General features: G+C 33.2%; 10 protein-coding genes and 1 pseudogene. All 11 read right to left on the bottom strand.

Going from position 1 to position 13605, the window contains the following annotated elements:
* Positions 1–33: 33 nt before the first annotated feature.
* Positions 34–2772, bottom strand: a complete 2739-nt coding sequence (locus D3P13_RS08185) for a S9 family peptidase (protein ID WP_117881064.1) — start codon at positions 2770–2772, stop codon at positions 34–36.
* 41 nt (positions 2773–2813) lie between these two features.
* Positions 2814–4433: a M28 family metallopeptidase gene (locus D3P13_RS08180; RefSeq protein WP_117881061.1), complete on the bottom strand. Its 1620-nt coding sequence runs from the start codon at positions 4431–4433 to the stop codon at positions 2814–2816.
* Between the two features lie 105 nt (positions 4434–4538).
* On the bottom strand, positions 4539–4673 hold the full coding sequence (locus D3P13_RS22315; protein ID WP_262511826.1) for a hypothetical protein: 135 nt from the start codon (positions 4671–4673) through the stop codon (positions 4539–4541).
* Between the two features lie 757 nt (positions 4674–5430).
* Positions 5431–5991 carry a DinB family protein gene (locus tag D3P13_RS08175; protein ID WP_117881058.1) on the bottom strand — a complete coding sequence of 187 codons (561 nt, stop codon included), beginning with the start codon at positions 5989–5991 and terminating at the stop codon, positions 5431–5433.
* Positions 5992–6047: 56 nt separating this feature from the next.
* Positions 6048–6584 (bottom strand): Crp/Fnr family transcriptional regulator, encoded by a 537-nt coding sequence (locus D3P13_RS08170; RefSeq protein WP_117881055.1) that lies wholly within the window; start codon positions 6582–6584, stop codon positions 6048–6050.
* Between the two features lie 166 nt (positions 6585–6750).
* Positions 6751–7317, bottom strand: coding sequence for a class I SAM-dependent methyltransferase (locus D3P13_RS08165; RefSeq protein WP_117881051.1), 567 nt, complete (start codon positions 7315–7317; stop codon positions 6751–6753).
* Between the two features lie 195 nt (positions 7318–7512).
* Positions 7513–8190 (bottom strand): DUF4386 domain-containing protein, encoded by a 678-nt coding sequence (locus D3P13_RS08160; protein WP_117881047.1) that lies wholly within the window; start codon positions 8188–8190, stop codon positions 7513–7515.
* Positions 8191–8342: 152 nt separating this feature from the next.
* Positions 8343–8822 carry a DUF423 domain-containing protein gene (locus D3P13_RS08155; RefSeq protein WP_117881045.1) on the bottom strand — a complete coding sequence of 160 codons (480 nt, stop codon included), beginning with the start codon at positions 8820–8822 and terminating at the stop codon, positions 8343–8345.
* Between the two features lie 148 nt (positions 8823–8970).
* Positions 8971–10728: a serine hydrolase gene (locus tag D3P13_RS08150; protein ID WP_117881042.1), complete on the bottom strand. Its 1758-nt coding sequence runs from the start codon at positions 10726–10728 to the stop codon at positions 8971–8973.
* Positions 10729–10913: 185 nt separating this feature from the next.
* A pseudogene (locus D3P13_RS22205) lies at positions 10914–12032 on the bottom strand (SGNH/GDSL hydrolase family protein).
* A gap of 146 nt (positions 12033–12178) precedes the next feature.
* Positions 12179–13510, bottom strand: a complete 1332-nt coding sequence (locus D3P13_RS08135) for a sulfatase family protein (protein ID WP_117881032.1) — start codon at positions 13508–13510, stop codon at positions 12179–12181.
* Positions 13511–13605 lie beyond the last annotated feature (95 nt).

Here is a 13605-nt window from a genome sequence, read left to right as displayed (position 1 = left end):
CAATACAATTTTGAAGGGGAAATGGTACCACTACTACTCCCCTTTTTTCAATACTTCTGGACCTACCCTTTTTTTATCGGCATGTTTGATACCTTCTTTTATCCAAAGTGGTGCTTCGCTATCTTTTAAATAATAGTCGAAATACTGCTTCATCCGGATTTGAAAATCTTTTTGATTCTCCTGTTTAGCCAAATGATGTGGTTCATTTGGATACGACAGTAATATCACCTCTTTACCCAATCTTCTTGCTGCGGAATAAAACTCTAAACCTTGGTTCCAATCTACCGCACCATCACTTGTACCATGTAAGATTAAAAATGGTGTGTTGATCTTTTTTGCATGATGTACTGGCGATTGACTTTGATAAAGCTCTAAGTTTTCATAAGGACTCACGCCCATCCTACCCTGAGACCATTCTAAAATGGGACCATTTAAACTTCCTGATCGCTTGTAAGCGATATTGTACATGCTCACCAAATTGGTTAATGGGGCACCGGTTACCACGGTTGCAAACATATCCGTTTGCGTAACAATAAAGGAAGATTCATAACCGCCCCAGCTGTGTCCTTGCAAGCCAATATGGTCTGGATCTGCATAGCCCAATTTAATCACTTCTTTTGCGGCACTGGTAACATCATCTAAGGCTGATGAACCCGGTAAACCTTCATCAAAAACGATATCTGGCATTAAAACCAAATAGCTATTGCTCGCATAGGTAGACATGTGTGGTCTGTCGTCATAGGTTGGCATTGAATATTGATGATGTCGGTTAGACATTTTCTCGTAGAAATACACAATCATAGGATATTTTTTAGACGCATCATAGTCCGCCGGTAACGCCAAGGTAGCTTGTAGTTCATTTCCGCGTTCGTCCGTATAGTCAACCAATACTCTTTTGCCCCATTTAAAATCAGCTTGTTGCGGATTGGCATTCGTAATTTTTTTAGGTCTTTTAAAGGCTAAGTTAGACGTCCAATAATCAGGAAAATCAACAAAGGTTTGTTGGGTAAAGATGATGTTGTCTGTATCTTTTGCCTTGATTACGCGTCCCATCATTTTGTCTTCATAACGCAATACTTTTGGTTTTTTACCTACCGTAAGTTCATAATAACCCGATTTTTTAGTGCGGTCGCCAAATGCATAGAGCAATAAGGGTTTGGAAAGGTCAAACGCTTCTGCTTCAAGGTCTAATTGCAGTAATCGAAATCGGATTTTGCCTTCAGTGCCTACCCCTTGTGTTAGGTTTGATGCAGCTTCTGAATTCAGTGAGATACTCCATATATCAAACTTGTGATTTAAGAGTAAAGTTTCTCCATCTTTTGACCATCCTGCAATACCATAGGTAGGTTTTTCAACGGGTATATCGTAATCTTCATTAGCAAAATTGATTCCTGTGCGTTCCGTTAAATTAGATAATGTCCCTTTAGCAAAATGATAGCCCATTACGGCACCGTCTTTAGAAAACAATGCCCATTCGCCATTGGGAGACATTCCCATATTTCGCAACACCCTTTTGGCGATTAACTTTTTAGCTCCTGTTTTGGTATTGATACTGTATAAATCGGTGTAGCCTCTGACAATATTCACATCTTTACGGTATAAGGTATCGACGCTACCCACAGCCCAATCTGATTTTTTACTGACATTTACATTGGGCATTTCTTCATTTTCTAAGGGTATAAATTTCTTGTTTTCTAAATTTAGTACCGCAGTATATGTTGCCTTTTCATCTCGCTTGGCTTGAACCGCTTGTCGAGATTGGATGCGTTCATCTTTATAGTGCCAAACATCTACATCTGCCTTTAATAAATCGTCCTTCTTAATAACGTCTTTTTGGGCTTTTACACCGAATGTAATTTGTGTTCCAGCTTTATTCCAAGTAAGGTTACCATAATTACTAATAGTCAGTAGTTTAGTAAAATTTGAATCTCCTTCTGGGGAATAGATATTTGGGGTAATAGTAGTGGTTATTCCTGAGGATAATTTAGAAGTATAAATCAGCTTGTTTTCACGTTCTACCAGCGTGTCTATTTTTGTCCCGAATACTGCTGCCAATCGGTCTCCTTTTTTATTCCATGTCATTTGAGCGTAGGTAAATTTACCGGTATGCAATGGATAGGTACGTAAGGTATTTAGGTCGATAAGGAAGAGTCCGTTTCCATCATCTTCATCAGCATCAACCACATAAGAAAAGAGGGTGCCTTCTTTGTTAAAGGCATAGCTGGCTACATTTCCAATATTCAGTGTGATGTCTTTGTTTAAATCTTTTAGCAACACATCACTTCCTTTATGATCTGCCTTTTTATCCATCGGATTTTTTTGAATTGCGATAAATTGAGACGTTTTTGAAAAATGATAACCTTTTACATTCTTTACCTCAGAGACTTTGTTGTTTTCTAGATTTAGTAGTTGCAAGTCACTAAGCACAGGCTTTTTAGCCTTTTTAAGCTTATCGGCTTCTTTTTTCGCAGGATCTACTAAGTAGGCTACCCATTTACTATTCGGAGCAAACGTAATATTTTTTCCATTAATAGCGGTTCGTAAGGTATCGCCTTCTGTTTTTTTAATGTGTAAGGTGGCATCACCATCATTGGGTACATAACTAAAAGTAACCCAGTTTCCATTGGGTGATATAGCGGTATTGGTAATTTTATTCCATTGGGCATAGTCGTCTAGCGTTAATGGTTTTTGCGTTTGACCAAAACTGACGAGGCTACACATGAGTAGGCCAAGAAATAAGGAATAGGTGCGTTGATGGTTTAGGGTTCTCATAACGAAAGGGTTAGATTGATTGTATTCAAATTTACTATTTTTTATTTTCTTGCCGCTTTAAACTCACTACCAGCATACCATTTTGGGAAATGAGTCTCATTTCCTAATTTTAAGCCTACGTTATAAAATAGCTGTAAGTCCAATTGAATACCACTCAATTCAAAGGTATTGGCATCGTAATTATCTGATACTTGATGGTATTTTGATTTTCCATAAGTATCATTAAACGCTTTCACTTCTGCAATGCTATGATTAAATCCTTCATAAGTACCGGCGGCATACAACGCAGGGATTCCTATTTTTGCAAAATTAAAATGGTCTGATCTAAAGAAATAGCCTTTTTCGGCTTCTGGATCTGGGATGACATACCTGTTTTGTTCTTCAGCTGCAGCTTTAGCATAGGTATCCATTTCAGACTGACCAAATCCAGTAATGGTTAAATCTTTCATTTTTCCAGGGCTCATAAGTGCATCCATATTAATATTGGCAACTGTTTTTTTAGGTTCAAAAATAGGGTTGGCGGCATAATAGGCTGAACCCAATAAGCCTTGTTCTTCTCCAGTTAATGCAATAAAAACCATAGAACGTTTTGTGGGTCCACTTTTCTTAAACGCTTCTGCAATGGCTAATAATCCTGCAGTTCCTGAAGCATTATCTACCGCTCCATTGTAAATAGAGTCTCCATCTACCGCTTTGCCTATGCCTAGATGGTCCCAATGTCCAGAATAGATAATAAATTCATCTTTTTGATCTGTACCCGGTATCATGGCAAGGACATTTTTAGAAAAGTCTTTTTTGATGCTATTCTGAATCCCCACCGAAACGTTTACGTCTAGTGGAATCGGATGAAAACCTTTGTTGTGTGCAATGGTTTTATAATCTTGCCCTTTCATGGTGGATATATCAAACATTTTTTGAGCACTTTCGCCACTAATCCATGTTTCAACATCTACCAGTGGAGCATCACTCTCTATGACCAGTTTGGCACCACTCCAACTCGACTCAATTACGTTCCAACCATATGAAGCAGGTTCCGTTTCATGAATAATAATTACGCCAGCGGCACCTTGTCGTGCGGCTTCTTCATATTTATACGTCCAACGACCATAATACGTCATGGTATTTCCTTTAAATAAAGTGGAATCTCCTGATTTAAATCCCGGATCGTTAATTAACACCACAGCCGTTTTTCCTTTCCAGTCAATACCTTCATAATCATTCCATCCATATTCAGGAGCAACAATACCGTATCCCGCAAATACCAATTCTGAGTTTTGAAGGCTCACTTCGGGAATGGTCTTATTGGTAGTGGCTACAAAATCTTTTAAATAGGTTAAATCAAAACTTTCATTACCATTCGTAAAAATCATGTTTTCAGTAGGTTTACCCGTAATTTCTACCATTGGAACCTCTTGAAAATAGCTCTCTCCGTTTCCTGGTAAAAGGCCTAATTTCTCAAATTCATCTTTTAAATAGTTTACGGTTTTCACTTCGCCTTCGGTAAATGGTTTTCTTCCTAAAAAGTCATCTGATGCCAAGCGTTCAATATGTGTAGCAATGGTGGTTTGATCTACTTCAACACGATCTGTATTCGATTTCTTGTCGTTTTTACAGGAGCTAAAAAGCACTGCAAGTACTAGAATTTTTAAATAATTTTTCATTGTTGTTAGGTTGGTTAGATGTTGGTTTTAGAAACTAAAGATAAGATTTATTATTTACCCCTCGATTATTACAGATTATTCAATAGCTGCAAAGGGTTTCTTTATTTATTCTTCCGCTGATGGTGTGTCTTCTTTATTAGAAGCATCATTTTTATAGTTACGCCAGATATAGAAAAGCCGTACACCCAACCTCGTAAAGAGGATGATGGCGATAACCATTACAATATTGAAGCCGTCCATTGGTGGTGTGTTATGGTTTCGTTATGGTCTCGAGGCATCGTGAGTGTGTAAGAACCAAGTGATAATTTAAAGGTAAAGAAAGTATATTGGATATTTATCAAGTTCAAGAATAGTTTCGCTTATTAATTGCATAACTATTCCATACGCTGTTAATAAAATCTATCCTCTAAAATTACCCATTTTCTTAAATAAGAGCCATAATAAATATAACATACCAAATGCTATAAGAATAAAGCCTATCCGATATGCTAACTCTATGATAATTTGTTTTTCCATAATTAGCTACTTAAAAATTCACATTTAATATTTATTTATGGTTCCTATTTATTGTATGAAGCTATTGTGTTTAGTTTAGAATATATCCTTAAAGATACTTATTTTATTTAAAATTAACGAGAGGTATTGCCTATTTTAACTGTTATGTATTCAAAGTACTTTGTGGTCCTTATGGGTTTCTTCAAAAAGTTATTAATTTTAGTAAATAGCATATAAGTTGACACTAGCAATTAATTTCTTGCGTGGTCGCTACTCGCTTTTATTTTTTTCTGTCCTTAAATTTTAATGAAACTCCACTTATTAAAAAGGTAACACAGGCTATAATTAGAAAAAATTTAAACCAAGTTGAATTACCAAAAATATCTGTAAACGTAATAATGAGGTAGAATGCAAAGAAAAGGGCGGATAGAAATAAGTAATTATTAGATTTTGTCATTTTTTATTTTTTTAATTATACGTAGACTTGAATATAAAATAACGCTTAGCTGTTTTCTATAGATTTTTTTAATGTTTTTTCTGCTTGTTTTATATGTCTTTCATTATGATATATTAATACTCTAAAGGTGTCTCCTAATCTCAATTTAATTAATTTTGAAATTGAAATAGCGGTTTTAGTTTTGTCAAGATTTACATGTTTTGATTTATCTAAAAGCTCGATGATTTTATGCTGTTGGTTTATAAATTTTTCTAATGTTTTACTATTTAGTTTTGAATTTAAAGGGTTCATAGATTTAAATGTTTTCATTTTTTTTAATTTCTTAGTATATGAAACCGATTTGCTAAAATATTTCCCTAACCAATTGCTATTAAATATTTCTGAACTTTTATGTTTAGACGTTTTTATTTTATTCGTTATTTCGGGTAAATAAAAATCTCCATATCTATTGAGATGTTCAATACATTCTAATGCACTCCAATTTTCAGAACTTTGTTTCCAATTTAAAAAATCAATAGGTTGCGTTTTTAAATTTTCTGCTGCGTTCAGATTCTCTTTGGTGATTTCTAATAAGTTTTGTAATAATTTCTCAGATGCTACTACCATACTATTTATTTTATTGCAAATATCAATTGATAATTTGTTATAAAAATTGATTGAAATTAAGATTTTTTAATTCTTGATAATGTTTCTGGTGTCATTCTTAAATATGATGCGATGTATTTATTTGGTATTTCTTGAAATAGTTGAGGGCTTCTTTTTAAAACACGATTATAGCGTTCAGTAGGTGAAGATGTTAGAATGTCTCTTTCTCTTTCCATTTGTTGTAAGACTAAATTTTCCAAAATAATAAGCCATATTTTTTCATTCTCTATTGACGATGCAATAAACGATTTATACTTTTTTTTATTTATAACTTTTACTCTTGTTTTTTTTAGTGCTTGAATAAATAACTCAGAAGGTTGTTCATTTAAGAATGAATCTAAAGCGGCGATTAGATTGTCTTTATAACCGAATCTAATTGTATGTTCTTCATTTTCGTCGATAACAAAAATTCTTAAGCTTCCTTGTATTACGAAATAGATGTTGGTGTCAATACTACCACTTACTTTTAAATATTCATTACGCTCTAATTCAATTTCTTTATCCCAAAGATTTTCGCTATTGATGCTATTAATAAATTTTAATAAAGGGTTCATATGAGCTTGCAGGTAAAGTTTAAGCATACGATTTGCCACTAGTTCACCTTACTCTTGTGTGGCTTGTCATACGCAACTAATTTAGTAAATAAATCTCATCCCGATGTTTTGAGGTTAATAAGTGGAAAGTAACCAAGCAATTAATTGAACAAGTTATTGTTATGCGTTATTTTTTACGTGCAATCAATAAAAGCGAATCGTTGTCCTCAAATTCTTTATATTCTTCGACTGATAAAATTTCAAAATATTTCCGAAACGCTTCTGAAAGAGACAGTAAGCTATGATAATTTACAAAAAGACCTTTAAAAATTTCAGAACCTTCACCTTTCCAAAAAGAATGACAAATGATGCCATTTGAATTTAGAATTTCGCTTTGCCTTCTCATAGATTCGATTAATTCGTCATCTTTTAAATGATGCATTACTTTGTTTGAATAAATTCCATGAAATTTCATTTCCGTTTTTAAAGAAATGGCATCTAATTCAATGAAATTGCCATCAGGATTTTTACTTACCAAATGATTCATAAATTCACTTGAATTATCAGAACCAGTTACCTTATAAAATTCGTTTAATATTTTCCAACCCGTTCCAGGACCAGAACCAATTTCAAGTAGTGATGATTGTAGAGGTAAAACCTGTTTAAGTTTTTCAATTAAAAGCTGTCTATTAACATTTTTTGCCAATTTAATGTATTCTTCAACAGATTCTTTTGTTTTATAATAATCTCCCATATGTGAATTTCAAATGTATTACAGCAATTAAATTAACGTTTGCGTTTCGTTAAGGTCTTAAAGATACTTATTTTTTAAAATTAGAGAGAGCTAGAACTCATTGTAGATTTTATGTAGCTTTTTGATGCAATGGTAAATGAATCTGAAATGAAAATTTTAGCTTCATTCTTTGTTTTGTGCAGTTTTTTCTCAATGTCATTGTTTAATTTTAGTTTCCACCATGGGTGAATTCAAACCTCGGAATATCAACCAAAGCGGCAGCATAAGTTGAATCAATCCTATTGGTAGCAGCATATTCATACTTATACTATGTCCGAAAATTGAAAATAATTCTTCTATGAACATAAGAAATACAGCAATTATTCCAACAATAGAAATTATTCTTGGAACGAGTTTAGATAAAAACAAGGTGTAATACAACACAAAAACAGGAAAACAAGAAATTAACAGATAAAAATAGTGTGTCCAGAAATGCTTTTTATAAACGAGCGTCTGTAAACTATGTAATGAATTGTCACTTCCATTTGCTACATATGCTCTACTCAATTCTAACATAGAGATGACACTTACATTATCAATCATAATGGTGATAAAGTTTAGAATACAAAAAGAAAAGTATAAATATCCTAAACGGATACTATATTTTTTGAAAATAGGAAATAGTAGTGTTGCAATAACAATAGATGCTATTCCGCTAAAAATTCCAAGTACTATGGAACCGATAATTTGATTAGCGTTTTCGGAAGTTGTTGTTAGAAAGTTATCTGAAAAAAGAATAGGACCTTGTAAGAATTGAAAAATTGTAACGCCTGAAATAAAAATGAATAATAACAATGCACCAGTAATTCTACCAATTTTTTGATTTGAATTCATATGTAGGGTTTTTGATTCGTTTTAAATTTACAGTGTACTTCTAACGACACCTCTAAATATAAAGACGCAAATTTCTTATAAATGGTTGCCTGAGTTTAAATAAAGTACGTTTTCCTTAATTACACACATCAATTATATAAACGTCACCCTTTTTAAGACGTTACTATTTTAGTAATTAAGGTCTTGTATTCTTGAATATCCTTTTTATATTTCTTTTGTAAATTAAGCCATGTTACTACAATTCCTATCGCTAATAGTAGTACTCCAAGTATATACATGTACGTACTGCTGCCGCTGCTGCTTATTTTTAAGATTATCGCAATCAGAAAAGCAAAACCCGTTAACATACTTGAAAATATCACGAATTTCATTAATAAGTATTGCTTAAAAGAAATTTCAATATTGGTTTCATTTTCAGTATCTGTTTTTAAAATCTTTCCAATTACAATGATTTTATTAATTGACATAAGATAAAATGCATATAGACCTCGTTTTTGTAATGTAAATGTTATGGAATCATTTTTACTAGTATCCATAGCAAAAGCAAACCTGTCAACAGAGCCAAGTGAAGCATCTAGTTTCTTAACAACTTCTTGAATATCACTTTTTACTTGAAAATCCCATTTTTTCATATGATCGTTTTAATAATTGATAATGGTACTACTGTACAATTACGTAGTATGCCTATCTCAACTCCTGTAGGTGTAAATGCTACTTTTTTACATACTTCAAAAACGAATCTGTAATCAGCTTTAAAGACATCTGGTTTTAATCTTGTTTTTATTCTATTTTTTTACCCTCCATTTCACGTCCTCCTTGAAATAGGGTTACACTACCTATGTTGCCAACATCATTTTTATTAAAGACTAATTGTGCATCAACTACTTTTAAATAAAATTCATTTTCAGATTTTGGAAATACATCAATTATCGATTGCCCGGTAGCTTGCGTTTTTAATTGATTTCCTTCTCTAGTAACCGTAAGAATAAAGCCTGGTTGGAGTTCATATTTGCCAATATACGTATCTAAAATAGCATTGGATACCTTTACCTCCTTTACCAAATCACTTACATCGTCTCCAAGTTCCTTTAAAAAAGTGATCGCATTTTGATTATTGGGATTTAACACTACCGATTTTCTGTAATTTTTAATGGCTAGATCGTTTTTCTCTAACTTCATAAAACTTTCTCCATAACTATCATAGGCATTTGATGATTTCGGAAATTCTTTAACAATAAGTTGAAATACTTTATTGGCGTCTTCTACCCTATCAGTACCCATAAGTTGATACCCAATAGCATTCATTTCAGTTTCACTTAGACTATAGGTATCAGAGTTTTTAATCGTATTGTAATGTGTTATTCCAGCATCTATACCTTTATCTTCAATAACAGCCAATACCGCATCTGCAACCGATTTTTTAGGCATATCGTATGCTTTTCCGTGCATGATGCCTCTAATAGCTGTTGTTATATCATTAAGTGGTGCTCCACCTGTGTTATTAAGAAGTACAACCAAAGACTTATTAGAAGTAGTTCTAGAAATATTAGTATTAAACCCGTTAATACCGCCTCCGTGTCCAATAGCGTATATACTATCTTTAGATTTTCCTATTTTAGCATAGCCTACACCCCATCCATAAGCATAATGGGCGTTACCAAAAGCAGGAATAGAAGGATTAAAATATAGGGTCATGTATTTTTGTGGTAAAATACTAGTGGTATACAACGCTTGATCCCATTTATATAAGTCTTCAACCGAAGAATACAAAGAACCCGCCGCATAAGGAATAGACATGTCTAAATAGCGAGAATTCACATATGCTCCACCTTGTTTTTCGTAACCACTGGCTCTGTTTTTTAAAATATCTGCATGATTATCATAACCTGTATCCTTCATGTTTAATGGGGTGAAAATTTTATCTTGAAGCATTTGTTCATAGCTTTTTCCAGACAACTTTTCGATAAGCACACCGAGAAGAAAATATCCCGAATTACTATAACTAAATTTTTCACCTGGTATAAAATCTAATGGCTTTTCAGCAAATATTTTCAGAAACGCTTCTGGAGTATAGGGATTGCGACTTTCGTCTTCCATAAATTTAGGAAATGAGGTGTAATTAGGTATTCCAGAAGTATGGGTTAGTAAATGATGACTGGTAATGATATCACCACTGGTTTTAGGATAATCTGGAAGATAAGTAGTGATAGGTTTGTTTAAATCTAATTTTCCTTCCGCTACCAATTGTAAAATAAGCATGGCTGTAAATTGTTTGGTAATAGAACCCAAACGATGTTTTGTATTGGGTTGATTTGGAATATCCCATTCCATATTTGCCATGCCAAATCCTTTCTTATAGATAACTTTTCCTTGATCGGATACTAAAACGGAACCATTAAACTTACCATACTCTTGATAGGTGTTTAAAAGTTCTTCGATTTGCTCAACTTTCGTTTGGGCAAAACTCATACCGCTTACTACTAATAAAAGTATTAAAAGGCCATTTTTAAAAGGTAAATACCTTGGTTTTGAGTTCATAATTGAATATTTTAGTTGGTTATAAAGAAGCACAATATGTTGTGTATGGCTCGGTCTAAGTTAGTGAAAGAAAACAAATTAGAGGGAAATCAGCTGAATAATACGCATACGCCCAACACAGCAATTAATTATACGACCTGCATTTTCTTACTATCTATGAAAGATTAGCACTTAATAAACATGTTTTATTCGGCCTCTTTAGGTATCAGACCCAATTGAAAAAACTGGTCTATCAGAAAATCGGCATATCTTATAAATCCTAAATCTGTAAAATGGACGCCATCAACAGTTCCTTCATGATCGTCTCCTGTAGCATTCTCACTACTTATATAGAAAACATTTTTAAAACCACCTTCAATCATTTTTATGTATTCCGCTTTTAGAGTTGCATTTTTTTCATTAGTCAAAGCTTTCCCCTTTACATCTAGGGCTGATGATTCCCTTAAAAAATTTTCTACAAAAACAATTGGGGTATTCGGTCGTTTCTTTTGTAGCGTTTTAACAAGAGGAATGGTTCTATTTTTTACTTGTTCTGCATTCATATTTGGCAAGCATTCAATAACATAGAATAAAGGATTAAATTCCGAAATTAATTCATTAATTGGTTACTCCATCATACCATTTCCACTAAAACCGAAGTTTATACAATCCATATTTAGTTTTCTGGAAATAATATTGGTATGTGCCATCCCAGGGCGTGAAGCACATCCGCCTTGAGTAATACTAGTTCCGTAAAAAATGATTGACCTAGGGTTTTTATGTAATGGTCTTTCAATTACGCTATTTGAATCAATGCCTATTTCAATACTTTTAATACCATCATACAGCGGTAAAAACATTTTAAATTCTCTCATCTCATTAGACATATTATTCATGAGTTTAAATTCATTTTCAATGCCAGTGGGTCTAGCTGTATTAAGGTATTGCCAATTGCCCTTATTATTAAAATATAAATCAACACCTTTAATGCCGGTTTCAGCCATGTGATTCATTCTTAAATTATTTAGAACGGTCCATTTTACGCTAATAGAAGTGGAATTAGAAAAAAAGCGAATTGACATTCCTGCCGAAGATTTAGACAATTCCCATACTGGTTTTCGAACAATCTCCTTATATGAAAGTGGTAACCTATCATAGCGATTTTCTTTAAGAGAATCGTTAATTACAGTACCTTCTAGGATGAAAAAATCCTTGCCGAAATACTTTATATTATTTTGCTCTTGTGAAATACTAAAGATTGGAATACTTAAAAACAAGAGTATTAAAAAATGTTGAAATGTTGTTTGGTGTGTCTTTATAATCATAATCATAATTATTATAAAATTTAAGTTCGTTTCTCTTTGCATGAATTATGTTGTCTCCTATAAGTAATGATTTTGGTGAACAAAAAATGGAGTAACTGTTTCCCATATATTATTCGAAATCAGCACTATATAGTGATGTTGTTTGATTATAATTCAGTTTCAAATTCATTCATCATGTTGGTTAATTTTTCAACAACCTCAGGAAATTGATCTACCACATTATTTTTTTCACTGATATCCTCATCAAGATTATATAGTGAAACAGGAAAAATACCATTTTCATTTAAATTCCACCCTATTGATTTTTGAATATGAAGTTTCCATTTCCCCATTCTAACCGCTTCTATTTCACCGTTTCGGGCATAAAAATAAAAGGGACGCTCTGGTAATTTGGTGGCTTCAGGATGTAAAAGATAATCGCTAATATCCAAGCCATCCAATTTTAAATTACTAGGAATCGTTGAACCAGATATTTTTGCAAGGGTAGGATATAAATCCAACGTGGATGTAAAATCACTACTCACTATACCTTTAGCAATTTTACTTGGCCAAACTATTATGGCTGGCACACGTTGACCTCCGTCCCATGTTTCAGCTTTTTTACCTCTTAATGGTTTTGCAGAACCCATTTGCGGTCCATTGTCAGATGTGAAAATAAAAATAGTATTATCATAGATATTTTGTTCTTTCAGCGTTTTTACAATCTCTCCTACACTCCAATCCAATTCCATAATAACATCACCATATAAGCCTTTTTCACTTTTACCTATAAAAGCAGGAGAAGCGTGTAATGGTGTATGTGGCATATTTTGAGCAACATACATGAAAAATGGTTTCTCACTTCTGTTTTTTATTTGAGTAATAGCCTCTTCCGTATATTTTTGAGTTAGATAGTCTTGGTCAGGTCCGCTTTCTATCAATGTTTTGTTGCGATAAAAAGGAAGAGGAGGTGATTGAAAATCAATATGCTTATAATAGTAATTATCCATATCATTGGAATAAGGAACACCATAAAACTGATCAAAACCCTGATTATTTGGCATGAACTCCTCTTTATGTCCCAAATGCCATTTCCCGATAATGGAGGTAGTATAACCATTATCCTTCAGCATTTCTGCCATTGTATATTCATTCAATGAAAGTCCACCTTCTGAAAAAGGGAAAAGAACGGCTTCGTGTAGATTGTATCTTTTAGGATAACGACCTGTTAAAAGACCAGCTCTAGAAGGCGTACATACGGTTGCCGGAACATAAAAATTTGTGAAACGAACACCTTCAGAAGCTAAACGATCAATGTGAGGTGTCTCAAAACCTTCTGCACCATAGCATCCTACATCTGCGTAACCTTGATCATCCGTAAAGAAAATGATAATATTTGGTCTATTTTTCGAATTGTTATTATGATGCTGACATGCGGTACTACTAAAAATTATTAGTAGTACCAATTTTGAAATAAAGGGTTTAATCATAATTTTCATTGCAATCTCTTTTTATTAATTATTGCTTACGTTACTTATAAAAGCTGTACGTTTTAAATATACCACCAAGGTTGTCCATTGACCAAAGTTAATAG

It is taken from the genome of Aureibaculum luteum (genome assembly GCF_003449015.1).
Taxonomy (GTDB): Bacteria; Bacteroidota; Bacteroidia; order Flavobacteriales; family Flavobacteriaceae; genus Aureibaculum; species Aureibaculum luteum.
The sequence above is the reverse complement of the archived record's forward strand: the minus strand, read 5'-3'. Positions and strand labels throughout refer to the sequence as shown.